The 25,161-nt window shown below is 69.8% G+C and carries 23 protein-coding genes; 15 read left to right on the top strand and 8 right to left on the bottom strand.

Annotation, left to right across the window (positions count from 1 at the left end; all coding sequences use genetic code 11):
* Positions 1 to 19 precede the first annotated feature (19 nt).
* Together murG and AC1RSK_RS15020 are read left to right on the top strand one after the other, a co-directional pair.
* On the top strand, positions 20 to 1,117 hold the full coding sequence (murG, locus tag AC1RSK_RS15025) for an undecaprenyldiphospho-muramoylpentapeptide beta-N-acetylglucosaminyltransferase (protein WP_492908382.1): 1,098 nt from the start codon (positions 20 to 22) through the stop codon (positions 1,115 to 1,117).
* Positions 1,117 to 1,572, top strand: coding sequence for a GNAT family N-acetyltransferase (locus AC1RSK_RS15020; RefSeq protein WP_492908381.1), 456 nt, complete (start codon positions 1,117 to 1,119; stop codon positions 1,570 to 1,572). The genes murG and AC1RSK_RS15020 overlap by 1 nt, the downstream gene beginning before the upstream one ends.
* Positions 1,573 to 1,757: 185 nt before the next feature.
* Here the strand turns inward: AC1RSK_RS15020 and AC1RSK_RS15015 are convergent, their stop codons facing one another.
* On the bottom strand, positions 1,758 to 2,126 hold the full coding sequence (locus AC1RSK_RS15015) for a hypothetical protein (protein WP_492908380.1): 369 nt from the start codon (positions 2,124 to 2,126) through the stop codon (positions 1,758 to 1,760).
* 127 nt (positions 2,127 to 2,253) lie between these two features.
* Here AC1RSK_RS15015 and murC point away from each other — a divergent pair, with 127 nt between their 5' ends.
* From murC to murB, 3 genes are read left to right on the top strand one after another with little or no spacing between them, the layout of a single operon-like run.
* Positions 2,254 to 3,672, top strand: coding sequence for a UDP-N-acetylmuramate--L-alanine ligase (murC, locus tag AC1RSK_RS15010; protein ID WP_492908379.1), 1,419 nt, complete (start codon positions 2,254 to 2,256; stop codon positions 3,670 to 3,672).
* Complete coding sequence (locus AC1RSK_RS15005) at positions 3,669 to 3,935, top strand: hypothetical protein (RefSeq protein ID WP_492908378.1); 267 nt, start codon at positions 3,669 to 3,671, stop codon at positions 3,933 to 3,935. The genes murC and AC1RSK_RS15005 overlap by 4 nt, the downstream gene beginning before the upstream one ends.
* Positions 3,932 to 4,819 (top strand): UDP-N-acetylmuramate dehydrogenase, encoded by an 888-nt coding sequence (murB, locus tag AC1RSK_RS15000; RefSeq protein WP_492908377.1) that lies wholly within the window; start codon positions 3,932 to 3,934, stop codon positions 4,817 to 4,819. Before AC1RSK_RS15005 ends, murB begins: the two co-directional genes overlap by 4 nt.
* Positions 4,820 to 5,004: 185 nt before the next feature.
* On the opposite strand, the gene AC1RSK_RS14995 is transcribed toward murB, so the two are convergent.
* Positions 5,005 to 5,424 carry a PaaI family thioesterase gene (locus tag AC1RSK_RS14995; RefSeq protein WP_492908376.1) on the bottom strand — a complete coding sequence of 140 codons (420 nt, stop codon included), beginning with the start codon at positions 5,422 to 5,424 and terminating at the stop codon, positions 5,005 to 5,007.
* Between the two features lie 113 nt (positions 5,425 to 5,537).
* Here AC1RSK_RS14995 and AC1RSK_RS14990 point away from each other — a divergent pair, with 113 nt between their 5' ends.
* From AC1RSK_RS14990 to ftsZ, 5 genes are all read left to right on the top strand, one after another.
* Positions 5,538 to 6,950 (top strand): M20/M25/M40 family metallo-hydrolase, encoded by a 1,413-nt coding sequence (locus AC1RSK_RS14990; RefSeq protein WP_492908375.1) that lies wholly within the window; start codon positions 5,538 to 5,540, stop codon positions 6,948 to 6,950.
* Positions 6,947 to 7,924 (top strand): D-alanine--D-alanine ligase, encoded by a 978-nt coding sequence (locus AC1RSK_RS14985; protein WP_492908374.1) that lies wholly within the window; start codon positions 6,947 to 6,949, stop codon positions 7,922 to 7,924. Before AC1RSK_RS14990 ends, AC1RSK_RS14985 begins: the two co-directional genes overlap by 4 nt.
* 43 nt (positions 7,925 to 7,967) lie before the next feature.
* Positions 7,968 to 8,768: a cell division protein FtsQ/DivIB gene (locus AC1RSK_RS14980; RefSeq protein WP_492908373.1), complete on the top strand. Its 801-nt coding sequence runs from the start codon at positions 7,968 to 7,970 to the stop codon at positions 8,766 to 8,768.
* A 22-nt stretch (positions 8,769 to 8,790) separates the two neighbouring features.
* A complete protein-coding gene (gene ftsA, locus AC1RSK_RS14975; RefSeq protein WP_492908372.1) occupies positions 8,791 to 10,131 on the top strand; it encodes a cell division protein FtsA in 1,341 nt (446 codons plus the stop codon).
* Positions 10,132 to 10,744: 613 nt separating this feature from the next.
* Complete coding sequence (ftsZ, locus tag AC1RSK_RS14970) at positions 10,745 to 12,292, top strand: cell division protein FtsZ (protein ID WP_492908371.1); 1,548 nt, start codon at positions 10,745 to 10,747, stop codon at positions 12,290 to 12,292.
* A 56-nt stretch (positions 12,293 to 12,348) separates the two neighbouring features.
* On the opposite strand, the gene AC1RSK_RS14965 is transcribed toward ftsZ, so the two are convergent.
* Entirely contained in the window at positions 12,349 to 13,494 is a 1,146-nt protein-coding gene (locus AC1RSK_RS14965; RefSeq protein WP_492908370.1) for an alpha/beta fold hydrolase, read from the bottom strand.
* Between the two features lie 67 nt (positions 13,495 to 13,561).
* On the opposite strand from AC1RSK_RS14965, the gene AC1RSK_RS14960 reads away from it, so the two are divergent.
* Positions 13,562 to 13,975, top strand: coding sequence for an NUDIX domain-containing protein (locus tag AC1RSK_RS14960; protein WP_492908369.1), 414 nt, complete (start codon positions 13,562 to 13,564; stop codon positions 13,973 to 13,975).
* Positions 13,976 to 14,136: 161 nt separating this feature from the next.
* Entirely contained in the window at positions 14,137 to 15,033 is an 897-nt protein-coding gene (gene lpxC, locus AC1RSK_RS14955) for a UDP-3-O-acyl-N-acetylglucosamine deacetylase (RefSeq protein WP_492908368.1), read from the top strand.
* 48 nt (positions 15,034 to 15,081) lie between these two features.
* On the opposite strand, the gene AC1RSK_RS14950 is transcribed toward lpxC, so the two are convergent.
* Entirely contained in the window at positions 15,082 to 15,534 is a 453-nt protein-coding gene (locus AC1RSK_RS14950) for a response regulator (protein WP_492908367.1), read from the bottom strand.
* A gap of 32 nt (positions 15,535 to 15,566) precedes the next feature.
* Positions 15,567 to 15,932: a DUF8776 family protein gene (locus tag AC1RSK_RS14945; RefSeq protein ID WP_492908366.1), complete on the bottom strand. Its 366-nt coding sequence runs from the start codon at positions 15,930 to 15,932 to the stop codon at positions 15,567 to 15,569.
* 438 nt (positions 15,933 to 16,370) lie between these two features.
* On the opposite strand from AC1RSK_RS14945, the gene AC1RSK_RS14940 reads away from it, so the two are divergent.
* The 3 genes from AC1RSK_RS14940 to ligA all read left to right on the top strand — a co-directional run bounded on the left by AC1RSK_RS14940 (position 16,371) and on the right by ligA (position 21,479).
* A complete protein-coding gene (locus AC1RSK_RS14940; protein WP_492908365.1) occupies positions 16,371 to 17,375 on the top strand; it encodes an outer membrane protein assembly factor BamD in 1,005 nt (334 codons plus the stop codon).
* Positions 17,376 to 17,486: 111 nt separating this feature from the next.
* Entirely contained in the window at positions 17,487 to 19,184 is a 1,698-nt protein-coding gene (gene recN, locus AC1RSK_RS14935; protein WP_492908364.1) for a DNA repair protein RecN, read from the top strand.
* Positions 19,185 to 19,385: 201 nt separating this feature from the next.
* The gene (gene ligA / locus AC1RSK_RS14930; RefSeq protein ID WP_492908363.1) at positions 19,386 to 21,479 is read left to right on the top strand and encodes an NAD-dependent DNA ligase LigA; all 2,094 of its coding nucleotides are present in this window, start codon (positions 19,386 to 19,388) and stop codon (positions 21,477 to 21,479) included.
* Here ligA and AC1RSK_RS14925 read toward each other — a convergent pair.
* Genes AC1RSK_RS14925 through AC1RSK_RS14915 form a run of 3 tightly spaced genes read right to left on the bottom strand, consistent with a single transcriptional unit; the run spans position 21,473 to position 24,805 of the window.
* Positions 21,473 to 23,278: a retropepsin-like aspartic protease gene (locus AC1RSK_RS14925; protein ID WP_492908362.1), complete on the bottom strand. Its 1,806-nt coding sequence runs from the start codon at positions 23,276 to 23,278 to the stop codon at positions 21,473 to 21,475. The two genes, ligA and AC1RSK_RS14925, sit on opposite strands and share 7 nt — an antisense overlap.
* The gene (locus AC1RSK_RS14920) at positions 23,275 to 24,090 is read right to left on the bottom strand and encodes a TrmB family transcriptional regulator (RefSeq protein ID WP_492908361.1); all 816 of its coding nucleotides are present in this window, start codon (positions 24,088 to 24,090) and stop codon (positions 23,275 to 23,277) included. The genes AC1RSK_RS14925 and AC1RSK_RS14920 overlap by 4 nt, the downstream gene beginning before the upstream one ends.
* 58 nt (positions 24,091 to 24,148) lie before the next feature.
* Positions 24,149 to 24,805 carry a hypothetical protein gene (locus AC1RSK_RS14915; RefSeq protein ID WP_492908360.1) on the bottom strand — a complete coding sequence of 219 codons (657 nt, stop codon included), beginning with the start codon at positions 24,803 to 24,805 and terminating at the stop codon, positions 24,149 to 24,151.
* Between the last annotated feature and the right edge of the window lie 356 nt (positions 24,806 to 25,161).

The following is a 25,161-nucleotide window of genomic DNA, read 5'->3' as shown; positions in this document are numbered from 1 at the left end:
TATGCAGAGGGACTAGACCATGGCCGCCCGTCTGGCCGTCATCGCCGCCGGAGGCACCGGGGGCCACATGTTCCCGGCCCAGGCCCTGGCCGAGGCCCTGACCCGTCGTGGCTGGCGCATCGTGCTGGCCACCGACGAGCGCGGCGCCCTGTACGCCGACAAGTTCCCCGCCGACCTGCGCATCACCCTGTCGGCGGCCACCGCCAAGGCCAGTGACCCGATCGGCATGGTCAAGGCCGCCTGGTCGGTCTTCCAGGGCGTCATGCAGGCCCGGGCCGCCTTCAAGCGCATGGACCCGGCCGTCGTCGTCGGCTTCGGCGGCTACCCCAGCCTGCCCAGCCTGATGGCCGCGCTCGGCCAGAAGCGCCCGACCGTCATCCACGAACAGAACGCCGTGCTGGGCCGGGTCAACCGCTACCTCGCCCCGAAGGTCACCGAGGTCGCCTGCGCCTTCCCGACCCTGGAGAAGGCCACCGCCAAGGTGAAGGCCCGCGCCCGCGTCGTCGGCAACCCGGTCCGTCCCGAGATCGCCGCCCTGTTCGACCAGCCCTACGAGGCCCCGGTCGACGGACAGCCGATCAGGATCCTGGTCACCGGCGGAAGCCAGGGCGCCCGGCTGCTTAGCGAGCTGGTGCCGGAGGCCATCATGCGCCTGCCCGAGGAGACCCGCCTGCGGCTCGAGGTCCAGCAGCAGACCCGCAAGGAGTCGATGGACATCGCCCGCTCGACCTACCTCAACGCCATGGTCAAGGCCGAGGTCGCCCCCTTCTTCCGCGACATGGCCGGGCGCCTGGGCGCCGCCCACCTGGTCATCGGCCGGGCCGGGGCCTCGACGGTCTGCGAGCTGGCCGTGGCCGGCAAGCCGTCGATCCTGGTGCCCCTGAAGATCGCCACCGACAACCACCAGCGCTTCAACGCCAAGCTCCTCGAAGACGCCCAGGCGGCCGCCGTCTGCCTGGAAGAGGAACTGACCGTCGACAGCCTGGCCGGGGCCCTGAAGGCGTTGCTCAAGGACCCGGCGTGGCTGGCGAACATGGCCAAGGGCGCGCACGATGTCGCCAAGCCGGACGCCGCCGAAGACCTCGCCGATCTGGTCGAGCGCACGGCCTACAGCTGATGGCGCTGCGTCTGGTCCCGTTCGACGCGGCCGCCCACGCCGACCTCGTCGTCCCCCTGGCCCAGCTCTGGCTCGACAGCTGGCGCTCGACCGGCACGGCCAATGAAGAGGTGGTGCTGGTCGAGGACCTCGCCGTCCGCATCCTCGAGGAGACCGCCACGGTCTGGGAGGTCACCCTGGCCTTCCAGGACGACGCCCTGTCCGGCTTCATGGCCCTGCGGCCGGACGACAACTGCCTCGACCAGCTGTTTATGGCCCCGTCCGCCAAGGGCCAGGGGCTGGGCAGCGCCCTGATCAACCTGGCCAAACAACGCCTGCCAGGCGGCATGTGGCTGCGCACCGCCGAAGCCAACCACCCGGCCCGCGCCTTCTACGAAAAGCGCGGCTTCCACCACTACGACACCGACCAGCACCCGACCTTGGGCTACACGCGCGTCTTCTACCGCTGGCCGTGACAGCCGCGTTCCTTCTCCCGCTTATCGGGAGAAGGTGGCCCCGAGGGGGTCGGATGAGGGCAGCGCCGGCTCAGGACGGTTGTCGTCAACGGCGCCAGAACGCGCTCAGTCCTGAAAGCTCCGCGCTGCCCTCATCCGTCGGCCTTCGGCCGCCACCTTCTCCCGACAAGCGGGAGAAGGACCCGCTAATCCGTCTCGCCTGTCGGTATCCACCGCCGGCCCGCCGCCAGCGCTGCGTCAACGCCCTCAACGTCCGCCGCCCCCAACGGTGAAGCCCCGTCGCACACCACCTTCGCGGCGTCGTCCTCGATCCCGCCCGGCGCGATCGCCGCCATCTCGCCACCACCGCCAGTCACCGGCCCCTCGATCCCGTCCGCCCGCACACTGGCAAACCCCAGCCCCCGCGCCGTCCGCACGGCACAGTCGACCTCGAACCAGCGCCAGCCGCCGACATAGGCCACGCCGCCTGCCGTGAACCCCGTCTCCGTCACCTGCAGCACCCGGAACTTCGCCGCCGCCCCGGTTCGCTCGACGCTGTCCAGGTCGGTGAACATCGCAAACGCCCCCAGCTGCGTCGGTCGCAAGGTCGGCCCGTCCGCGGCGACCGCTCCGCCGGCCACAAGCACGGCGACCAAAGCGAGGCCATTCCCCCACCGCGCCAAATCCTCTAATCCGCGTCTCATGATCGCCCGTCGCCGCCCCGTCCCATTCGACCTTGGTCCCGTCCACTTCATCGGCATCGGCGGCATCGGCATGAGCGGCATCGCCGAGATCATGATCCGCATCGGCTACACCGTGCAGGGCTCCGACATGAAGCCCAGCGCCAACACCGAGCGCCTCGAACAGCTGGGCGCCCGCATCTTCATCGGCCATGCCGCGCCGCAGGTCGAGGGGGCTTCGGCCGTTGTCTATTCCACCGCCGTCAAGCCGGACAACCCCGAGTTCCTCGCCGCCCGCGAGCGCCGCCTGCCGCTGGTCCGCCGGGCCGAGATGCTGGCCGAGCTGATGCGGCTGCAGTTCTCCATCGGCGTGGCCGGCACCCACGGTAAGACCACCACCACCTCCATGGTCGCCGCCCTGCTCGACGCCGGCGGCCTCGACCCGACGGTGGTCAACGGCGGCATCATCAACGCCTACGGCACCAATGCGAAGGTCGGCGAGGGCGAGTGGATCGTCGTCGAGGCCGACGAGAGCGACGGCACCTTCCTCAAGCTCAAGTCGACCTGCGCGATCGTCACCAACATCGACCCCGAGCACCTCGATTTCTACGGCGACTTCGACACCGCCCGCAAAGCCTTCAAGGACTTCGTCGAGAACATCCCCTTCTACGGCTTCGCCGCCGTTTGCCTCGACCACCCCGAGGTCCAGGCCATGGCCGCCAAGGTCGAGAACCGCCGTCTGGTCACCTACGGCGTCAACCCGCAGGCCGAGGTCCGCGGCGTCAACGTCACCATGGGCCCTGAGGGCGCCAAGTTCGACGTCATCTTCTCGCCGCACGACGCCGAGCCGCGCCTGCTCGAAGGCCTGCAGCTGCCGATGGCCGGCGATCACAACGTCGCCAACGCCCTGGCCGCCATCGCCGTGGCCCGCGAGCTGGGGGTCGACGACGCCTCGATCAAAAAGGGTCTGAAGGGCTTCGGCGGGGTCAAGCGGCGCTTCACCACCACCGGCGTGGTCAATGGCATCCGCATCGTCGACGACTATGGCCACCACCCTGTGGAAATCTCGTCGGTGCTCAAGGCCGCCCGCGCGGTGACGCCCGATGGCCGGGTCATCGCCGTCGTCCAGCCGCACCGCTACACCCGCCTGCGCGACCTGATGGCCGAGTTCTCCGCCTGCTTCAACGACGCTGACACCGTCATCGTCGCCGACGTCTACACGGCCGGCGAGGCGCCCATCGAAGGCGTCGACCGCGACCATCTGATCGAGGGCATGAAGCGCTTCGGCCACCGCCGGGCGCTGGCCCTGAACAGCCCGGCCGACCTGCCGGAGATGATCGGCGAGGAGGCTCGGGCCGGCGACCTCGTGGTCTTCCTGGGGGCAGGCGACATCACGACGTGGGCCTACGCCCTGCCGGGTCAGCTTGAGGCGCGCGGGTGACCCCCGTCGCCTTCCTGCGCGATGTCGAGGCCGAGTGCCGCCGCCGCCGCATCCCGACCAAGCACCTGCCGCAGATCGACAAGGGCCGGGGCCTGACGGTCGGCTATTGGCTCGACGTCCATGAGCACCCGACGGTCCGCTTCGAGATGTTCCACTGGGACAAGAATGGCCGCACCCCGGTGTTCGAGACCTACGACCCCGCCGAGGCCGAGCGCCTGATCCTCTGGCACGCCGACACCGCCGCTCGTAAGGCCAATCCATGAGCCAATTTCCCGCCGTACGCGGCAAGCTGTTGCGCGATGAAGCCCTGGCGCCCTTCACCTGGTTCCGCGTCGGTGGCCCGGCTGAGGCCCTGTTCCTGCCGGCCGACGCCGAGGACCTGGCGCAGTTCCTCAAAGCCCTGCCGGCCGAGACGCCGGTGATGGCGCTGGGCGTCGGCTCCAACGTCATCGTCCGCGATGGTGGCCTGCCGGGGGTGGTCATCCGCCTGGCCGGCCGCGCCTTCGCTGGCGTCAGCGTCGAGGGCGACCTGATCACTGTCGGGGCCGGGGCGCTGGACGCCGCCGTCGCCCGCGCCGCCGGCAATGCGGGGTTGGCGGGCCTGGAGTTCTACGCCGGTATCCCGGGCACCATCGGTGGGGCCCTGACCATGAACGCCGGCTGCTACGGGGCCGAGACCAAGGACGTGCTGGTCAGCGCCTGGGGCTACGACCGCTCCGGCGAGAAGCGGACGTTCGACCTGGCCGACTTCGGCTACACCTATCGCCACAGTCAGGCCCCCGAGGACATCATCTGGGTTGAGGCCACCTATCGCGGCCGGTCCGACCAGCCTGAGGCCGTCAAGGCCCGCATGGCCGAGATCACCGCCCGCCGCGAGACCACCCAGCCGATCCGCGAAAAGACCGGCGGTTCGACCTTCAAGAACCCGCCCGGCCATTCGTCCTGGAAACTGGTCGACGAGGCCGGCTGGCGGGGCAAGCTGCACGGCGGGGCCAAGTTCTCCGAGCTGCACAGCAACTTCATGATCAACGCCCAGGACGCGACGGCCGCCGACCTCGAAGGGCTCGGCGAGGCGGTGAGGGCCGACGTGCTGGCTAAGACGGGCGTGCAGCTGGACTGGGAAATCAAGCGGATCGGGCGGCCCTGAGGCAGTCCTTCTCCCGCTTGCCGGGAGAAGGTGGCGGCCGAAGGCCGACGGATGAGGGCGGCGCCGGCCTTCGACGATTGCGCGCGTTCTGGCGCGTTCGGCGCTGTCGCCAATCCCTTTCTCCCGCTCTGCCCTCATCCGACCCGCTTCGCGGGCCACCTTCTCCCGGCAAGCGGGAGAAGGATTCAGGGGAGCATCTTCCCGCTCTCCACCAGCCGGCACGTCGCCGTCGCCTTGGCCACCATCACCCCGTCCGCGTCCCACAGCCTCCCCTCCAGGAAGCCGATGCTCTTGCCGACCTGAACCACCTGGCCCTCGCCCACGAACCGTCCCGGCCGCGCGGGAGCCATGAACGACACGGCCATGTCGATGGTCGGGCTGAACTGGCGGCCCTCGCTGTGGATGTAGGCGGCCGGGCCCATGACGTCGTCGAGCATGGCGGCCAGGAAGCCGCCCTGGATGTAGCCGGCCGGATTGCGGAACTCTGGCCGACCCTGGAAGGCGATCTTCACCCAGCCCTTGGCCGGATCGGCGTCCAAAATCTCCCAGCCCAGCAGTTCGGCGCAGGGCGGGCGGGGCAGGCCATCGAGGGCGTGGGGCGGCATGGCGTGTCTCCGGTGCTCGCAAACAGCCTCGCACACCCCTGCCGCCACCCCGTGGCAGCAACTGCACACACCCTTCACTTGACTTGGCGGCCCGCCTGTCGCACCCGGCCAGCATGAAGAAACAGCTCATCGCCCTCACGGCCGGTCTCGCCCTTCTCGCCAACGCCGCGGCCGCGCAGACCAGCCTGGCCCCCGTCAAGCGACAGCCCACCTTTGAGACCGCGGTCGCCCTGCGCGACAAGGCGCTGGGCGACACCACTGCCTGGGACCTGACGGCCGACCTGACCACCAGCGTCGGTCCACGTCTGGTCGGCTCGCCCGGCATGGCCCGCGCCAAGGATTGGGCGGTGAAGACTTTCGAGACGCTCGGCTTCACCAACATCAAGGTCGAGGAGTTTGCCAAGCCCAGCTGGACGCGCGGCGCGGAGGCGGCGGTGATGACCGCCCCCTACGACCTGCCGCTGTCGATCATCGGCCTGGGCGGCAGCGTGCCGACCCCCGCCAAGGGCATCGAGGCCGAGGTCGTGCTCTTCACCGCCTACGCCGACCTGCTGGCCGCGCCGGAGGGGTCGCTGAAGGGCAAGATCGCCGTCGTCACCCAGCCGATGACCCGCACCCAGGACGGCTCGGGCTACGGCGCCGCCGGCGTCGCCCGCCGGGCCGGCGCCTCGGAAGCGGCCAAGCGCGGCGCGGTCGCCTACCTGACCCGCTCCATCTCCACCTCCGACCTGCGCAGCCCCCACACCGGCGGCCTCCGCTACACCGACGGCGTCGCCAAGATCCCCGCCGCCGCGCTTGGCGTGCCGGACGCCGAGCTGCTGGAGCGGCTGGCCGCCAAGGGGCCGGTGAAGATCAAGCTCAACCTGGCCTCCAGCACCGATGAGAAGGACGTCGCCTGGAACATCTCCGGCGACATCGTCGGCTCATCCAAGCCCGACCAGATCCTGGTCATCGGCGGCCACCTCGACAGCTGGGACGTCGGCACCGGCGCCATCGACGACGCCTCGGGCGTCGCCATCACCACCGCCGCCGCCAAGCTGATCGGCGACCTGCCGCGCCACCCGGCCCGCACCATCCGCGTGGTCATGTGGGGCAGCGAGGAAAGCGGCGGCTCCAGCGACGCCTACGCCGCCGCCCACAAGGACGCCATGGCCAAGTTCGTCGTCGCCGGCGAGAGTGACCTCGGGGCCGACGCCGTCTATCGCATCGCACTGCCCAAGGGGGCCGTGGCCGATCCGCGCCTGGCCGACCTGCCGGCCCTGCTGGGACCGCTGAAGGTCATCGTCTCGCGCGATCCGGCCGCCTTCGCCGGCTCCGACACCGAGGGGCTGCAGACCGCCGGCGTGCCGGTGATGCAGATCAGCCAGAGCGCCCTGCGCTACTTCGACCTGCACCACTCGCCGGACGACACCCTGGACAAGATCGACCCCCGCCAGATGGCCCAGAACGTCGCCGTCTGGGTTTCGCTGCTCTATGTCATCGCCGACAGCGACATCGACCTGCGTAGTGTCGGGGACGCCAAATGAGCGGCAAGCTCGCCGGTCACCACGTCGCCGTCCTGCTGGGCGGCCTGTCCTCGGAGCGGGAGGTCAGCCTGGTCTCCGGCGCCGCCTGCGCCGACGCCCTGGAACGCCTCGGCGCCCAGGTCACCCGCGTCGACGCCGGCCGCGACCTGGCCCAGGTGCTCAGCGCCCTGAAGCCTGACGTCTGCTTCAACGCCCTGCACGGCGAATGGGGCGAGGACGGCTGTGTCCAGGGCATCCTGGAGACGCTGGCCATCCCCTACACCCACTGCGGCGTGCTCGCGTCCGCCCTGGCCATGGACAAGGCGAAAGCCAAGGCCGTGCTGGCCGCCGCCGGCGTCACCGTGCCGGGCGGCGGGCTGTTCAACCGCCACGAGGCGGCCGCCGACCACGTCCTGCCGCCGCCCTATGTCATCAAGCCCAACGCCGAGGGCAGTTCGGTCGGGGTCTTCATCGTCAAGGAGGGCGCCAACCGCCCGCCGCAGGAGATCGTCGCCCCCAGCTGGACCTTCGGTGACGAAGTTATGATCGAGCCCTTCATCGACGGGCTCGAACTGGCCGTGGCGGTGATGGACGGGGTCGCCCAGGCGGTCACCGAGATCGTTCCGACCAGCGGCTTCTACGATTTCGCGGCCAAGTACGGCGAGGGCGGCTCCGAACACGTCATTCCGGCCCGCATTCCCCCCGCGGATTACGACGCCGCCTTGCGGTTGGCCGAGCGGGCTCATGCCGCGTTAGGTTGTCGCGGGGTTACCAGAAGTGATCTTCGTTATGACCCCGTTAAGCGTCTTTTGGTTCTGTTGGAGGTCAACACACAACCCGGAATGACGCCCACCTCCCTCGCACCGGAGCAGGCGGCACACCAGGGCGTGTCGTTCGATGACTTGGTGATGTGGATCGTGGAGGACGCGTATGCCCGCGGCGGTGCGGGGGGGCGGACGCAAGAGCGTCAGTCCCCGGGGCAAAAGCCCCAGTAGTCCGAGGGCAAAGCCCGCCGCTCCCAAAGGGGGGCAGGCGGCCATGAAGCTGCGCGCGGCGCGCGGCGTGGGCTTGAGCCCCCGGATCGCGGTCGGCGCGGCCGGCGGCATTCTCATCCTCGGCCTGGTCGTGGCGCTGGCCACCGGCCATCGCGGCGAGGCCCTGGCTGATTCGATGACCCAGGCCCTGGCCGACAAAACCACCGGCATGGGCTTCACCGTCCAGGAGATTCACGTCGCCGGCGCCACCCCGGCCGGCGAGGAAGCCATCCGCGCCGTGCTGGCCCCGACCAAGGGCCAGGCCATCCTCGGCCTCGATCTGGCCACCGTGCGCCAGGGCGTCGAGAACGTCGGCTGGGTCGAGAAGGCCAAGGTCGTGCGGCTGCTGCCCAACACCCTGATGGTCGAGGTCCGCGAGCGCGGCGCCCTGGCGGTCTGGCAGAAGAACGGCCGGCTGATGGTCATCGACGGCGCCGGCCGCACCATTCCGGAGGCCGACCCGGCCGCCTTCCCGCAGCTGCCGCTGGTGGTCGGGCAGGGGGCCGAGGCCGTCGCCGCCGACATCCTCAAGTCGGTGGCCAGCCGGCCGCGCCTGAAGTCCCGCGTCGAGGCCCTGGTGCGGGTCGACGAGCGGCGCTGGGACATCCATCTGAAGGACGGCTCGATCATCCTGCTCCCCGCCGTCGACGAGGAGAGCGCCCTGATCGAACTGGACCTGCTGGACCGCCGCGATGCGATCCTCGAGGCCGGCCTCGAGCGCATCGACCTGCGCGAGCCCGGCGCCCCCGCTTTCCGCCGTCGCCAGACGGCCCAGGTGTCCGCTCCTGTCGAAGGTGGCGTTTGATGATGTCGAAGGTGTTTTGTCCGTGCTGAAGACCGCGTCGCGCAATGAAGGCAAGGGCCGCCAGGCCAAGGACACGCTGAAGGCGGCGTTGTCCCGCCAGCCGCTGGTCGCCGCCGTCGACCTGGGGGCCTCCAAGGTCGCCTGCTTCGTCATGAAGCCCGAGGGCGTCCGCAAGGCCGACCGCACCCTGACCGCCGCCGGCGTCGGCTATGTGCAGTCGCGGGGCATCAAGGGCGCGGCCATCGCCAGCATGGACGACGCCGCCGAAGTCATCGCCCTGGCCGTCGAGCGCGCCGAGGGCGTCGCTGGCGCCGCCGTGCAGGGCGTCACCGTCGCCACCGCCGGCGGCCAGCTGGCCAGCTGCCGCGTCTCCGCCCGCGTCTCGCTCGGCGCCCGTCCGATCAGCGACAACGACTGCTCCCGCGCCCTGGCCGCCGCCCTGGCCGAGATCCGCCTGCCGGGCCGTAAGCCGATCCACCTGCTGCCGATCGCCTGGTCGGTCGACAACCAGAAGGGCGTCCGCGACCCCCGCGCCATGTTCGGCAAGAGCCTGGGCCTCGAACTTCTGGTCGTCTCCATCGCCGAGAACACCTTCCAGACCCTCAGCCACTGCGTCGAGCGCGCCCACCTCGAATTCGAGGGCGTGGTCGCCGCGCCCTTTGTCTCGGCCCTGGCCGCGCTCGAAGAGGACGAGATGGAGCTGGGCTGCGTCTGCATCGACATGGGCGGCGGCTCGACCTCGGCGGCCGTTTTCCAGGGCGGCAGCCTGGTGCACATCGACAGCCTGCCGGTCGGCGGCGAGCACGTCACCCAGGACATCGCCCGCGGCCTGTCGACCAGCCGCGCCGGGGCCGAACGCATCAAGACCCTGCACGGCAGCGCCATCGCCTCGGCCAACGAGGACCGCGAGATGATCGAGGCCCCGCCGCGCGGCGACGACCCCGGCGCCGGTCCGGTCATCGCCCCCCGCAGCCTGCTCAAGGGCATCATCGCCCCGCGCGTCGAGGAAACCCTCGAACTGCTGCGCGACCGCCTCAAGAACGCCGGCGTCATGATCGAGCCGGGCGCCAGCGTCATCCTGACCGGCGGCGCCAGCCAGCTGGCCGGCGTCCGTGAAGTCGCCGTCCGCGTCTTCGACCGCCCTGTCCGCCTGGGCCGCCCCCGCCGAGTGCCGCACCTGGCCGACGCCGTCACCGGCCCGGCCTTCTGCGCCGCCGCCGGCATCCTCCACCGCGCCGCCTTCGGCCCCCGCGAGGCGGTCTCCGCCAAGCTCCTGGCGACCATCAAGAAGCCTCGCGCCCCGGTCGACCCGAACGCCAACGGCATCGTCAAGACGCTGAGCTGGCTGCGGGATAACCTGTAAGTCTTTGTTTAAGCGGGCCTTTTTGAATATGTCTAGACATATTCACCGCCTGATCGCCGAGGACTAGCCTGCGCCGGGACGGGCGCGGGCCCAGTGTTGGTCGAGCGCCCAACGTTTCGACCAACAAACCCAGCCGGTCGACCAACCTACCGACCCACGGCGCGGGCTACATTGGCGGCGCTCCGACCCCGCCAAAAGCCAACCATTCCGGCGGTTTGGCCGCTGGGCGCCGGAATCCCGGATGGATGTTGGCCTGTGGCCGCGTGGTACAATGGATCGTCGCTTCGATAAGCGCCCGCTTCCGAGCCCCACAGCGAAGCAGCCCAAGCGCAAATCACCCGGCCCCGCCGACTCACTTTCGACTCAACCATCCCCGAAAAAGCCGCTTCGCCCACAACTGTGAACGCCTGCGACGAGGCGTCGCGATTCGCGCAAGCCCTTATGTCGCAACAAAAATCCTCAGTTCACGGCTGGCCGGCGGGCCGACTCACGGTAAGCCGATTAACTGCCGATTAACGATGCAGGCCGTCTAGTTAACGGGTCGTAAGGCATATCAGCGGGTGGTCGCTGGTGGCCGTGGCCAACGACTTCAATAGGACGCGGGGTCCAGACTATGAAGCTTTACGCTCCTCAAACCACCGAACTGAAGCCGCGCATCGTGGTCTTCGGCGTCGGCGGCGCCGGCGGCAATGCCGTCAACAACATGATCGAAGCCGGCCTCGAGGGCGTTGAGTTCGTTGTCGCGAACACGGACGCCCAACAGCTGGCCTTCAGCAAGACGCCGCTGCGCATCCAGCTGGGCGTGCAGGTGACGCAGGGCCTGGGCGCCGGCGCCCACCCCGAAGTCGGCATGAGCGCCGCCGAAGAGAGCACCGTCGAGATCGGCGAGCACCTCGACGGCGCCCACATGGTCTTCATCACCGCCGGCATGGGCGGCGGCACCGGCACCGGCGCCGCGCCGATCATCGCCAAATGCGCCCGCGAGCGCGGCATCCTCACCGTCGGCGTGGTGACCAAGCCTTTCCACTTCGAAGGCCGCCACCGCATGCGCCTGGCCGACGCCGGGATCGCCGAGCTGCAACGCTACGTCGACACCCTGATCGTCATCCCGAACCAGAACCTGTTCCGCATCGCCAACGAGAAGACCACCTTCGCCGAAGCCTTCGGCATGGCCGATCAGGTGCTGCACTCGGGCGTCCGCTCGATCACCGACCTGATGGTCCTGCCCGGCCTGATCAACCTCGACTTCGCCGACGTCCGCACGGTGATGACCGAGATGGGCAAGGCGATGATGGGCACCGGGGAAGCGACCGGCGAGGACCGCGCGCTGATGGCCGCCCAGAACGCCATCGCCAACCCGCTGCTCGACGAAGTGTCGCTCAAGGGCGCCAAGGCCGTGCTGGTCAACGTCACCGGCGGTCTGGACATGACCCTGCTGGAGGTCGACGAGGCCGCCAACGCCATCACCGAACAGGTCGACCAGGACGCCAACGTCATCTTCGGCGCCGCCTTCGACCCGAACCTGGAAGGCGTCATCCGCGTCTCCGTGGTCGCCACCGGCATGGACGGGGCCTCGATGGCCGCCATCGAGCCCTCGCGCCTGCGCAACACCACCGCCAAGCCGCTGATCGCCGGCGACATGCGGCCCCCGGAACCGGCCCCCGTTGCCCGTCCCGAGCCGATCGTCGCCACCATGCCCGAGCCGGCGACCCAGTACTGGAGCCAGCCGGCCCCGGAAGCTGAAGTCCTGCGTCCCGAGCCGGTGACCATCGCCGGCCCGGCCATCAGCGAGCCCGAGCCGGCCCCGCAAGCCGACTTCGGCCTGTTCGACGAGCCCAAGGCGCCGGAAATCCGCACCGCCGCGGCCCAGCCGCAGCAGCGCACCCTGATCGTCGACCCGCTGGTCGACGACGCCCCGGCCGACGACAGCTTCGCCCTCGACCCGCACTACGAGCAACGCGAAGAGCGCAAGACCGGCTGGATGAGCCTGTTCGGCGGTCGTCGTCAGCCCTCGGCCTATGAACAGTCCCCGCCACCCCAGGCCCGCGCGGCCTTCGGCGGCGGCGCCCGCCCGGCTCCGCAGCCGGTCGAGGACGTGGCTCAAGAGGAAGAGGGGGACGACCTGGAAATCCCCTCGTTCCTGCGCCGCCTGGCCAACTAGCCAGCAGCCATCGGAATTGGAGAGGCCCCGGCGCCCGCCGGGGCCTTTTCCTTTGGCTAGACGCCGGGCCGGTCGTCCGGCGCCACATCGTCGCCGGCCAGGGGCCGCACCTGATTCACCAGGCTCATCAGCATCCGCCCCGGTTGCTCGATGTGCATCATGTGGGCCGAGTGCTCGAACCAGACGACACCCTTCTTCGGCGCCTTGACCCTGGCCAGCCAGGCGGCCGAGACCTCCGACGGGGTCTGGTAGTCGCGCCGGCCGCAGAACATGAAGACCGGGCAATCGAGCCGGGTCAGCGACCGGAAATCCAGCTTCAGCATCTCCGGCAGCAGCTTGACCAGGTTGACCCCGTTGTTGCTGCTCTCCTTGAGGTCCTGGTCGGTGTATTCCGGGGCGATCCTGCGGGCGTTGAGGTCGTAGTTGAAATCGCTCCGCCCGGCCGTCAGCCCGCCGTAGTGGATGACCCAGGTCCGCTGGGTGATGATCTGGTCGAAGGTGATGGTCCCGTCGGCGGCGGGGTAGGGGGCGATGGCCTCCAGCGCCTTGATGGCCGCCGCGTTGTTGTCGGCCCGGGCCTCGCGCAGGGCGAACCGGTAGCCGACCCGCTCGTTGTCGGGCCAGTAGATGATCTGGCCCATGCCGACGTAGGCGTGCAGCCAGTCAGGGCGCTTGCGGGCCAGGTTCAGGCCGATCACCGTGCCCCAGCTGTGGGCCAGCACGAAGATCTTCCGCTTGCCGTAGTGTTCGCGCAGGTGGGCGGCCAGCTCCTCGCCGTCGGCGCTCATACGGTCGATGGTGACGGTCTTCAGCATGGCGTCCTGGTCCGTGCCGGTCACCGACTTGCCGGCCATCCGCTGGTCCCACTGCACGACCGTGAAGAAGTCCTCCCAGGGGCTCTGGTAAAGCCAGCTGACCGGCATCTCCGGCGCGCCGGGGCCGCCGTGGATGAACAGCAGGATGGGGTTGCGCCGGTCGCGGCCGCGCACGGTGATCCATTGCGGCACGCCGCCGAGGGTGACCTGGCGCATCTCCTCGATGCCCTCGGGCGCGACGATCTTGCGGGCGTCGCGGATGATGTCGCGGGCCTTGTCGTTGGGGGAGGGGGCGGGCTTTTCGGACTGGGCGGCGGCCGGGGCGGCCATCAGGCCCAGGGTTCCGGCCGTGGCGGCCGAGGAGAGGAAGAAACGACGCGTCTTCATGGCATCCATTCGGTTGGCGGCTCTGCTACAGCCACCCAGGTCATGTGACTCGGGGAGGCGGCGCAATATGGGCGAACCACGGCTGGGCGTCGGCGCCTGCATCGTCAAGGACGGCCGGCTTCTGCTGTTCCGCAGGTTGCGGGCGCCGGAGAAGGGCTGCTGGAGCATTCCGGGCGGCAAGGTCGACTTCCTCGAACCGGTCGAGACCGCCGTGCGCCGCGAGGTCGAGGAGGAAACCGGGCTGGTGCTGGGCGATCTGCGGCTGCTCTGCGTCTCCGACCTGATCCTCGCGGACGGGCCGGAACATTGGCTGTCGCCCATCTATCTGGCCGAGCGTTTCACCGGCGAGCCGGTGCTGCTGGAGCCCGAAAAGCATGAGGGCCTGGCCTGGTTCGCGCTGGACGCCCTGCCGGCCCCGCTGTCGGTGGCGGTGAAAGCGGCCCTTCCAGCCTTGAAAAAGGCCCTCAACGGACCATTTTAAGGCCTTCGCGCGACCGGTGAAACCTTAACAAATTCAAGTCGTTCTCCGCGTAACAATCCGAAACACCTCTTGCTTTGCTGCATTGCGAAGGGACGCCTACAAAGACGACGGGGCGTGATGCGGCCAGTCCGGCCGCGCAGCAACAGTTCTAAAGGTCGGTCTTGTCCGTTTCGGCATACCATCAGCACACCGTCGCCGGCCCCGTGATCTTCGCGGGCCTGGGTCTGCACACGGGCGAGCACGTCCGGGTGTCGATCCGTCCGGCCGCCACGGACGCCGGCATCGTCTTCGTCCGCACCGACGTGCGTGACCGCGACAACGCTGTGCGCGTTTCGGGCGAAGCCGTGGTCAAGACCCAACTGGGCACCGTCATCGGCAACGACGCCGGCGTCACCGTCTCGACCATCGAACACCTGATGGCCGCCATGGCGGCGCTGAGCATCGACAACGCCGTCGTCGAGCTGGACGGCCCGGAACTGCCGATCCTCGACGGCTCCTCGCAGCCCTTCATCGAAATCCTCGACCGCGTCGGCCGTCGCCGGCAGGAAGCGGCCCGCCGCTACATCGAGATCCTCGACACGGTCGAGGTCATCGAGGGCGATAAGCGCGCCAGCCTGTCGCCGGCCGAGCAGTTCGAAGTCGCCTTCGAGATCAAGTTCGACGCCGCCCCGATCGGCACCCAACGCGTCGACCTGGTGGTCGATGAAGAGTCGTTCCGTGAGGAACTGGCCGACTGCCGCACCTTCGGCTTCGTGCGCGAAGTCGAGGCCCTGCGCGCCATCGGCCTGGCCCGCGGCGGGTCGATCGACAACGCCGTCGTCCTCGACGGCGACCGCATCCTCAACCCGGAAGGCCTGCGCCGCCCGGACGAGTTCGTGCGCCACAAGGCGCTGGACGCGGTCGGCGACCTCTATGTGCTGGGCATGCCGATCCTGGGCCGTTTCGACGGCCTCTACGCCGGCCACGGCCTGAACAACCTGGTCGTCCGCGCCCTGCTGGCCAATCCGCAGGCCTGGCGCGTCCGCAGCTGGACGCAGGAACTGGCCCAGGCGGTCTAGGGTTTAAGGCCCTTACCGGATCGCCGGGCTTTCGCTGCGACCCGATCTTCAGATGTGCATGGTCTGGGAGCCGTTGGGCAGCGGCGAAACCGGTGCGCCCGCGCCCCAGGTCGAGGGGAACTTCTTCAGCACCCGCGCCACCCGCTCGACGATGTCGGCGCCGCTGAACGGCTTGGCGATGCAGTCGCGAGCGCCCAGCGGCACCGCCCTCTGGATATCGCCGGCGGCCAGCTGGCGGCTCAGCACCACGGCGGGCAGGGGCAGGCGGTTGTAGCGCTGGTTCAGACTCTCCAGCACGCACATCCCGCCAGCCGGCGGCAGTTGCAGGTCGAGGATCAGGATCGCCGGTCGCAGGCTGCGCACCATCTCGATGGCGTCGGGGGCGGTGCGGGCGATGTGGGTCTCATGGCCGGCCAGATCGAGACGGATCTGCAGCATCTCCAGCACCGCGCGGTCGGCGTCGGCGACGACGATCTTCAGGCCTCTGGATTCAAGATACACGGTGAATTTCTCCCTGGCCCCAGGCCGGCGATTCAGAACAGGTCAACGTCACCCGCATTGTCCCTGTCTCCCAAGCCCTGCTCCTCGCCGCCCAGCGCCGAGCGCATGCGGTCGGCCAGGGCGCCAAGGCTGACGTCCGCCACGGCCGAAGCGGTCGGGGCGGTGTTGTCCGGTGTGACGTCCAGGCTGAGGCGGCGCGCAAAGGCCGACAGGCCGGTGAGATGCTGGCTCAACAGGTCGACCGAATGCATGCCGCGTTGCAGCTTTTGGCGCTCGTTCGGCGGCAGGCCGTTCATGACGTCGCCGATCAGGCTGTCCAGCATGATGCAGCGCGCGCCCGCCAGTTCGATCTCCCAGGCCAGGAGGTCGAAAACGTCGGCCACGCGGGCTTCGTCCATCGATCTGATCGTAGTGAGGCTTCCCTGCACGGCATTCCCTCTGCTCTGTGAACCACTCAAGCAGGGCGCGGGCTAATACACCCTTAACCTCGCAGAACGCTGAAATTGTCAGTGTGCTTGACGACCTGTGAAAGTTACATAAAATCAAAGCGATAAGGGTAATTTCGTGGGCCGCCGCGGCAATTTGACCGGTCGGCTTTTGAGGCCTCGGATCGCCCGCAACGCGGAATATCGGGCGCGCAGACCCCATGGCCCGCTGACCGTTGCGGGCGCCGTCGCGCCAGCCCCTCGCCGGGTGCGGCCTCACCGCGCCGCCGACCCTTGTCCCGGTGTCGATATTGTTCCGCCATTCGCCACATTTGCGCCCGCCCTCGCGTGGTGTAGATACCTCTTCCACGGCGCGGGGGCGCCCGCGTTGGAATTCGATTGTGAGGGTTCGTGCTGCCTCTTTCCTGGAGCCGTAAGGCCATCTTCGTCGCCGCCGTCGCGGCGGCCCTGGTCGCCACCGGCTGCGCGCGCGAAAAACCCAAGCCGCGTCTGGCCTATATCGAGCGCCCGGTCGAGCTGCTCTACGCCACCGGCGCCGACCGCCTGGACCACAAGCGCTGGGCCGACGCCATCGCCTACTTCGAGGAGGTGGAGCGCCAGCACCCCTATTCGGAATGGTCGCGGCGGGCGATTCTGATGACGGCCTACGCCAACTACCAGGCCAACAACTACGCCGACGCCATCGAGAACACGGACCGGTTCATCAACCTCTACCCGGGCAACCCCTCGACGCCGTACGCCTACTACCTGAAGGCCATCTGCTATTTCGAGCAGATCGTCGACGTCGGCCGTGACCAGGCCGCCACCGAACAGGCCCTCATCGCCCTGAAGGACGTGCAGCTGCGCTTCCCCAAGAGTGAGTACGCCATCGACGCCCAGTACAAGCTGGACATGGTCTACGACCAGCTGGCCGGCAAGGAGATGGAGGTCGGGCGCTGGTACCTGCGCGAGGGCCAGACCATCGCCGCCATCGGCCGCTTCCGCACGGTGATCGACAAGTACCAGACCACCAGCCATGCGCCTGAGGCCCTCTATCGCCTGGTCGAGGCCTATCTGACCGTCGGCCTGGTCGGCGAGGCCGAGCGCACCGGCGGCATGCTGGGCTACAATTTCCGCGACGACGCCTGGTATGGCGAGGCCTACGCCCTGCTGACCGACAAGGGTCTGCGGCCCGCCGTCGCCCCGCTGACGCCGGGCGCCAAGCGCAGCCTGCTGCAGCGGCTGACGGGCACCGGCAAGGGCAAGGCCATCGCGCCGCCGGCCGAGACCCGCGCTCCGGCCGGCGCCCCGGTGGAGACGCCCGAACCGCAGCCGCCCGTCACCCCGCCGGGAACCGAACCGCCGCCGCCGACTTCCGACCCGGCCGCCGCGACGCCGACCCCGCCGACCCGCTGACCTAGGTCGCGACGAGCGTATTTGTTCTCGTCTCGTTCTCCTGCTATGGTTCCGCCGGCTTCGCGTCACGCGAGGCTTTGAGCGAACCTGATTCGAGACGATCCTGACCGCATGCTGATCGGCCTCACCATCCGCGACGTCGTGCTGATCGAGCAGCTCGACCTCAATTTCGGCCCGGGCCTGACGGCCCTGACCGGCGAGACCGGCGCGGGCAAATCGATTATCCTCGACGCGCTGGGCCTGGCCACCGGGGCCCGCGCCGACGCCGGCCTGGTGCGGCGCGGGGCGGCGCAGGCGGCGGCGACCGCCATGTTCGCCCTGCCGGCCGACCATGCGGTCTGGGGCCTGCTGGAGGAAAAAGGCCTCGACTATTCGCCCTATGAGGACCTGGTGCTGCGCCGCCAGCTGTCGGCCGATGGCCGCAGCCGCGCCTTCGTCAACGACCAGGCGACCAGCGTCGCCACCTTGAAGGACATCGGCGGCCTGCTGCTGGAGGTGCATGGCCAGCATGAGACCGTCGGCCTGCTCGATGCCCGCACCCACGGACGGCTGCTCGACGCCTATGGCCAGGTCTCCAATGAGGCGGTGTCGGGGGCCTGGAGCGCCTGGCGTTCGGCCCGCGAGACGCTCAAAGGGCTGCGCGACAAGGCCGACCGGGCCGCCGCCGAGGTCGAGGAGATCACCCTGCGGCTCTCCGAGCTCGACCAGCTGGCCCCGCGTCTGGGCGAGGAGACGGAACTGGCCGAGGAGCGGGCCCTGCTGGGCGCCGCCGAGAAGGCATTGGCCGACATCGCCGCCGCGCGCGAGGCCATCGACGGCGGCCAGATCGCCAGCCGCCTGGCCCAGGCCTTCCGGGCCCTGGACCGGGCTCGCGAACGGGCGGTGCAGGCCGGAGCCGGCGACGGCGGCGCGGCCGTGACCCGGCTGGCCGCCGCCCAGGAGATCATCGACCGGGCGGTCAACGAGGCCCAGGAGGCGGCCGCCGCCATCGACGCAGCCGCCGACGCCTTCGACCTCGACCCGCAACGGCTGGAGCAGGCCGAGGAGCGGCTGTTCGCTCTGCGCGCCATGGCCCGCAAGCTGTCCTGCGCCGTCGAGGACCTGCCGGGCCTGCGGGTGCGCTTCGCCCAGGACCTGGCCGCCTTCGAGAACACCAGCGAGGCCCTCAAGGAGGCCGAGGCCGCCGAGGACTGGGCCCGCGACGGCTACTTCAACGCCGCCCGCCAGCTGTCGGCCGAGCGCCGCGCGGCCGGTGACCGGCTGACCGACGCGGTGATGGCCGAGCTCGCCCCCCTCAAACTGGAGAAGGCCCGCTTCCAGGTAGCCGTCGAGCCGCTGGTTGAGGACCGCGCCGGCCCGTCGGGCCTCGACCGCATCGCGTTCGAGATCAGCACCAACCCCGGCGCTCCGTTCGGCCCGCTGGAGGCCATCGCCTCGGGTGGCGAACTGGCCCGCTTCGCCCTGGCCCTGAAGGCGGCGCTGGCCGGGCGCGGCGATGGCCCGCAACCGCTGATGATCTTCGACGAGGTCGACCAGGGAGTCGGCGGGGCGGTGGCCGACGCCGTGGGCCTGCGGCTCAAGCGGCTGGCGGCCGGGGCGCAGGTGCTGGTGGTGACCCATTCGCCCCAGGTGGCGGCGCGCGGCGACGCCCACTGGCGGATCGCCAAGGCCGGGGATGGGGAGAAGCTGCGTACGGCGGTGGAGACCCTCTCGCCCGAGGCCCGCGAGGAAGAGATCGCCCGCATGCTGTCGGGCGCGGCCGTGACGCCGGAAGCCCGGGCGGCGGCGCGGGCGCTGGTCGGCGCCTGACCTCCCTCCCCGAATGGGGAGGGCAGGCCGAAGGCCGGGTGGGGCAGTGGGTCACCACTGCCGCCCGTTGGGCTTCTCAGCGCATAGCCTCGGAAGCCTGGGACCGACTTCCCCACCCGACGCGCGTAACCGCGCGTCTGCCCTCCCCATTCGGGGAGGGAGGTCTCGCGCCCGGAAATTTGAACGGCTAGAACCGTTCCCATGACTCCCGTCGCCGACCTCACCGAAGCCGAAGCCGTTGCGGAGCTGACCCGGCTCGCCGATGAACTCACCCGGCATGACCTGGCCTATCACCAGGACGACGCGCCGCTGATCAGCGACGCCGACTACGACGCCCTCAAGCGGCGCAACCTCGACATCGAGGATCGCTTTCCGCACCTGATCCGCGAGAACTCGCCGTCCATGCGGGTCGGGGCGCCCAGGGCCGAGCAGTTTTCGCCGGTGACGCACGGCACGCCAATGCTCAGCCTCGACAACGCCTTCTCGGACGAGGACGCGCTGGAGTTCGACAGCCGCATCCGGCGGTTCCTGAAGCTGGACGAGACGCCGATCGCCTACACCGCCGAGCCCAAGATCGACGGACTGTCGGCCTCGATCCGCTATGAGAAGGGCGTGCTGGTCCAGGGGGCGACGCGGGGCGACGGCCGGGTCGGCGAGGACGTCACCGCCAACCTGCGGACCATCAAGGATATCCCGCACAAGCTCCTGGGCTCCGGCTGGCCGGAGGTGATCGAGGTGCGGGGCGAGGTCTATCTGGGCCACGCCGAGTTCGCCGCCCTCAACGCCGCCGCCGCCGAGGCCGGCGACAAGACCTATGCCAATCCGCGCAACGCCGCCGCCGGCTCGCTGCGCCAGATCGACAGCATGATCACCGCCAGGCGGCCGCTGAAGTTCTTCGCCTACGCCTGGGGCCTGCTCAGCGAGAAGTTCGCCGACAGCCAGTGGGAGGCGCTGGAGAAGCTGAAAAGCTGGGGCTTCCAGACGACGCCGCAGTCGACCTGCGTGCATGGGTCCGAGGGTCTGCTGGCCGCCTATGCGGCGCTGGAGGCGGCGCGGCCGAACCTCGGCTATGACATCGACGGGGTGGTCTACAAGGTCGACAACCTCGACTGGCAGCGGCGGTTGGGGTTCGTGTCGCGGGCTCCGCGCTGGGGCATCGCCCGCAAGTTCCCGGCCGAACAGGCCCGAACCGTGCTGGAAGCCATCGACCTGCAGGTCGGCCGCACCGGGGCGGTGACGCCGGTGGCGCGGCTGAAGCCGGTGACCGTCGGCGGGGTGTCGGTGACCAACGCCACCCTGCACAACGGCGACGAGATCGCCCGCAAGGACCTGCGGGTTGGCGACACGGTCATCGTCCAGCGGGCCGGCGACGTCATCCCCCAGATCGTCGCCCCCATCCTGGAGGCGCGGCCGAAGGGGGCGGAGCCGTTCGAGTTCCCGACCCATTGTCCGTGCCCCCTGAAGACGCCGCTGGCGCGCGAGACCACGGTCGGCGGGGCCGAGACGGTGGTGCGCCGCTGCACCGGCGAGCTGGCCTGTCCGTTCCAGCGGATCGAGCACCTGAAGCACTTCGTCTCCCGCCGGGCCTTCGACATCGAGGGACTGGGCGAGAAGCAGCTGCAGGCCTTCTTCGATGACGGCATGATCAAGGAGCCGGCCGACATCTTCCTGCTGGAAGAGCGGGACAAGGTCTCGCTCAAGAAGTTGAAGGATCGGGAGCGGGCCGGGGAGACCAGCGTCGCCAACCTGTTCGCGGCCATCGAGAGCCGGCGGACCATTCCGCTGGACCGCTTCATCTACGGCCTGGGCGTGCGCCACATCGGCGAGCAGACGGCGCTGGTCATGGCCCGGGGCTACGGCACGGCGGCCGAGTTCCTGGCCGCCATGGATAAGGTGGCCGAGCGCGATCCCGAAGCCATGGCCGAGCTCGACGCCCTGGACCAGATCGGCGACGCGGTGATCGAGGCGGCGGCCGCCTTCTTCGCCGAGGACCACAACCGGGGCATGGTCCAGCGGCTCTACGACCAGCTGACCGTCCAGGACGCCGAGAAGCCGAAGACCGACACGGCGGTGGCCGGCAAGACGGTGGTGTTTACCGGGGCGCTGGAGCGGATGACCCGCGACGAGGCCAAGGCCCAGGCCGAGGCGCTGGGGGCCAAGGTCTCGTCATCGGTGTCGAAGAAGACCGACCTGGTCGTCGCCGGACCCGGCGCCGGCTCCAAGCTGAAGACGGCAACCGAGCTGGGCATCGAAGTGATGACCGAGGACGAGTGGCTGGCGATGGCCGGTCAGTAGTAGGCTTTCAGAACGAGGTCGTAGGTCTTGCCAGCCTCCGTGGTGACCTTGAGCACCGTCCCCGCCGGCTTGGCGCGCAGGGCGGCCAGGCCCACGGTCTTGAGTGGTGCGCCGTCGATGGCGACGATGACCTCGCCGGCCTTGATCCCGGCCGCTTCGGCGGGAGAGCCGGGGGCGACCATCAGGACCTTGGCCTTCTCCGTACCCGGCTGCATGCGCAGGCCGGTCAGGTCGCGGGGGAAGGGCCTGGCGATCTCGGCCGTCGGCTGCAGGAACAGCCGGTCGTGGCTGAAGTCGGCGTACATCCTGAAGCGCGACAGGATGGGCAGGCCGATGTTGCCCAGGGTGCGGTTGCTCTCGGCGCTCTCGCCTCGGTCGTCGGTGAAGACGGTGGGGATGTCGGTGAAGGTCGCGCCGGCGAAGGTCAGCTTGCGGACCGTGGCCACCTGCTGTTCGCGCAGGCCCCCGACGGCGCCGGACAGGGTCTTGGACTTGCCCCGGCCGTCGTCCAGCAGGCCGTGGGCTTTCCAGTAGGCGGAGTAGACGATCAGCGGGCCGCCGTTGCCGATGTCGAAGTCGAACTGGACCGGCGGGGCGCCTTCGACCGAGACCGGGACGGAGCGGATGCCGTTCGCCATGATCACCGGCGTCTCGACCGCGCCGGCCGGGGCCTGGAAGGCCTGGGGATCATGGAAGGCGATGGTCTTGCCCTCGAAGTCGAGGTCGACGACCAGTTCGTTGAACACCTCCTTGCCGAGGATGACCGGCAGGGGGCGGCCGATCATCTTTTCGATGGCCGCCAGGTCGATCAGGGCGACGGTGATGTTCTTGAGCTCCAGCGCGCCGATGCGGACGGTGACGCCGCTGGCCAGCTGCGCCTCCTGGCGCCCGCCCGTGCCGACGGCGACGACGGCGGCGCTGGGCTTGATGCCCATCTTCTCGGCCCAGGTCTTGTCCAGCACGGTGGTCTCGGCCCCGCTGTCGAGCAGGACGTGGGTGGCCTGGCCGTTGACCGTGGCGGGGATGTAGATGCGCGAGCCCAGGTAGAAGTCGAAGGCGGTGGGTTCGGTGCGTTTGGCGCCCTGGTCGAAGGCGTAGATCCGGACTGGTGCGGGACGGGCCCAGGTCGTCTCGGCCAACCGGGGATCGATGTCCATGCGGGTGAAGGTCAGGGCCTGGGCGATGGGATCGTCGGCGGTGCGCTGGGTTTCCTTGAAGGGCATGCGGACGCCCTCGACCTTTCGCCAGGCGGCGTAGCGGATGAGGGTCGGGCGCTGGTCCTCCATCTGGCGCTGGGCGACCAGTTCGCCGGTCCTGGGATCGATGAGCAGGTCGTACCAGTCGGCGTCGCCGAAGCTGACGTGCAGGGCCTGGACCGCGCGGCCGTCGAGGGTTTCGGGGGCGCCGAGGGTGACCTTGGCGCCCCCCTCGCCTTGCAGGGCGTCGTCGAAGGTCAGCAGGGCTTTGCGGCGGGCGGCGGCCTGTTCGGCGGTGGAGGGGGTCTCGACCTGGCCGCTGAGGGTGACCGACCAGGCGGCGTCCGGGCCGACGTAGGCGTCGGTCCTCAGACTGCCGAACTCGACGCGCTCGCGCACGCGGTCGCCGGCCTGCCAGCGGTGGGCCGGGCCGCCATAGGCGCCGACCGCGCCGGTCCCCTCGGCCTCGACGCCGACGGCGCGCTGGAAGGCGGGGCCGCCGCGCCAGGCGATGTAGCGGTCCTTGAGGTCGGAGAGCTCGTCGGCCTGGGCGGGGAGGGCGGCGAAGGCCAGAACGGCGGCGAGGGTGGTCAGGCGGATCATTCGGCTTCTCCGATGAGGTCGCGCAGGCCGGGCGGACGCAGGGCCAGCAAGGCGATGTGGGCGAGGGGGTCGTGGGCGGGGGCGGTGCGTGACAGGCGCAGTTCGGCGGCCAGGCCGCTGTGCTGCAGGCAGGCGAGGAAGGGGCTGTCGCTGGCGACGCCCTGGATCAGGGTCTCGCCGCCGGGGGCGATGAGGGCGGTCAGCTGTTCGCGGGCGTCGGCGACGATGGTGACCTGCTGGCCGGGCCAGCGGTCGGAGACCAGGGCGGCGGCGGCCGATATGACCGTGGTCAGGGACGTGGCCGAGGGGGCGTAGATCAGGCCGGCGACGGTGAGCCCCTGGGCGGCGGCGCGTTCGAGGTCGGGCTTGAGCGCCTCGAAGGGCTCGGGCGACAGGTCGAAGAGGATGGCCTCGCGGGCGGCGGCGATCATGGCCCGGGCCCGGGCATAGACCTGGGCGGGGGTGCGTAGGGCGTAGAGGCGGGCGTCGCTGGGAGCGGCGGGCAGACGGCTCAGGGCGTCCAGGGCCGCGGCGCTGCGGCGGGCGTGGGCGGCGTCGAGGGCGGCGACCAGCTCGGCCGGCGGGGCGGCGCGCCAGGTCTTGGCCTCGGCGTCCTCGGTCAGGACGGCGCCCTTCTGGGCCAGGGCTTCGAGGGCCTGGTAGGTGTTGGCCGGGGCCTTGCCGATGGCCTTGGCCAGGCGGTAGCCGGTGGCCGGGCCGGTGCGGACCAGCTCGCAGTAGACCCGGGCCTCGGTGTCGGTGAAGCCGAGGCCGGCGAGGGCGGTTTCGGGCGCGTCGTTGGTAGTAGTCATGACTACTACTAATGGCGCCGATGCGTCCAAGGTCGAGTGAAACCTTGGTAATGCGGTTTCAGCTTGGCTGGGGCTTGGGTTTTCCGAGGTCGGCCAGCAAGGCCAGGGCGACGACCACCAGGTAGACGATCAGCGCCGTGCGGCCGTAGGCGACGGTGGAGCCGGTTGGCACGGTCAGGCCGGCGACGATCTGCAGGGCGACGAGGAAGGCGATGAAGGCCAGGGCCGGCCAGGGCGAGCGGGCCCAGGCCCCGCGGCTCCACAGCCAGGCGCCGCCGGTCAGGGCGATGAGGCCCATCTCCAGGGTCTTCTCGGCGTCGGGATAGTCCCACCAGCCAAGGCCGACCTTGGGGCCGCCGAGCCAGAGTTCGAGGTCGGGGCGGTGGACGAGGAAGTCGAGGGCCCAGTGGCTGAAGACCACCAGGGCGACGGCGACGCAGGCGCCCCAGGGCAGGCGCAGGACCCAGCGGCAGAGGGCCAGGGCGGCGATGGACCAGACCAGCACGGCCGGTAGGCTGTGGGTCCAGGGCATGTGGTAGAGCTCGAGCGGACTGCCCGGCAGGTCGGGGTTGAACCGGACCTTCTCGACGCCGGCCATGACCAGGCTGGCCCAGCCGATGTCGATGAGCTGGGCCCCGGCGACCAGGGTCCACAGCGGGGCGCGGGGCTCGACGGCCTTGGCGGCGAGCGCGGCGGCGTAGTGTCCGACGAACATGGCGAGAGCCCCCCGATGGCCGCGGCGCTAGCGAAGCGGCAGGGGTATTATACCGCAGATTGGAGGGGGAAGGTCAAAAAGGGCGGGGGCCGGCGGGTAAGTGTTTGAATTGGTGTGGGGTTTGTGTTGGGGGCGTGCGGGGTTTCAGGGGCGGTGGCGTAGGGGTTTCATGGGGGTTGGGTTGTGGTTGTGTGGGGGGTGGATGGGGGTGTTTGAGGGGTGGTGAGTTCATCCGGAATCCTTCTCCCGCTTGTCGGGAGAAGGTGGCGGCCGAAGGCCGTCGGATGAGCAACTGTGTTTGGTTAAGCGGTGAGCTGTGTCCAGGGCTTGTTGTCTCTGAGCATGGCGTTGAGGGT

The organism is Caulobacter sp. GW821-FHT11A05 (assembly GCF_058809015.1).
The sequence above is the reverse complement of the archived record's forward strand: the minus strand, read 5'-3'. Positions and strand labels throughout refer to the sequence as shown.

Coding starts and splice junctions, on each gene's coding strand:
- AC1RSK_RS14925 (WP_492908362.1), bottom strand. CDS start 23,278: ATGATCCGCCTGACCACCCTCGCCGCCGTTCTGGCCTTCGCCGCCCTC.
- AC1RSK_RS14990 (WP_492908375.1), top strand. CDS start 5,538: ATGAAGAAACAGCTCATCGCCCTCACGGCCGGTCTCGCCCTTCTCGCC.
- ftsZ (WP_492908371.1), top strand. CDS start 10,745: ATGAAGCTTTACGCTCCTCAAACCACCGAACTGAAGCCGCGCATCGTG.
- AC1RSK_RS15015 (WP_492908380.1), bottom strand. CDS start 2,126: ATGTTCACCGACCTGGACAGCGTCGAGCGAACCGGGGCGGCGGCGAAG.
- AC1RSK_RS14980 (WP_492908373.1), top strand. CDS start 7,968: ATGAAGCTGCGCGCGGCGCGCGGCGTGGGCTTGAGCCCCCGGATCGCG.
- AC1RSK_RS14945 (WP_492908366.1), bottom strand. CDS start 15,932: ATGGACGAAGCCCGCGTGGCCGACGTTTTCGACCTCCTGGCCTGGGAG.
- AC1RSK_RS14985 (WP_492908374.1), top strand. CDS start 6,947: ATGAGCGGCAAGCTCGCCGGTCACCACGTCGCCGTCCTGCTGGGCGGC.
- AC1RSK_RS14960 (WP_492908369.1), top strand. CDS start 13,562: ATGGGCGAACCACGGCTGGGCGTCGGCGCCTGCATCGTCAAGGACGGC.
- murG (WP_492908382.1), top strand. CDS start 20: ATGGCCGCCCGTCTGGCCGTCATCGCCGCCGGAGGCACCGGGGGCCAC.
- AC1RSK_RS14965 (WP_492908370.1), bottom strand. CDS start 13,494: ATGAAGACGCGTCGTTTCTTCCTCTCCTCGGCCGCCACGGCCGGAACC.
- murC (WP_492908379.1), top strand. CDS start 2,254: ATGATCGCCCGTCGCCGCCCCGTCCCATTCGACCTTGGTCCCGTCCAC.
- murB (WP_492908377.1), top strand. CDS start 3,932: ATGAGCCAATTTCCCGCCGTACGCGGCAAGCTGTTGCGCGATGAAGCC.
- recN (WP_492908364.1), top strand. CDS start 17,487: ATGCTGATCGGCCTCACCATCCGCGACGTCGTGCTGATCGAGCAGCTC.
- AC1RSK_RS14995 (WP_492908376.1), bottom strand. CDS start 5,424: ATGCCGCCCCACGCCCTCGATGGCCTGCCCCGCCCGCCCTGCGCCGAA.
- ligA (WP_492908363.1), top strand. CDS start 19,386: ATGACTCCCGTCGCCGACCTCACCGAAGCCGAAGCCGTTGCGGAGCTG.
- AC1RSK_RS14920 (WP_492908361.1), bottom strand. CDS start 24,090: ATGACTACTACCAACGACGCGCCCGAAACCGCCCTCGCCGGCCTCGGC.
- AC1RSK_RS15020 (WP_492908381.1), top strand. CDS start 1,117: ATGGCGCTGCGTCTGGTCCCGTTCGACGCGGCCGCCCACGCCGACCTC.
- AC1RSK_RS14915 (WP_492908360.1), bottom strand. CDS start 24,805: ATGTTCGTCGGACACTACGCCGCCGCGCTCGCCGCCAAGGCCGTCGAG.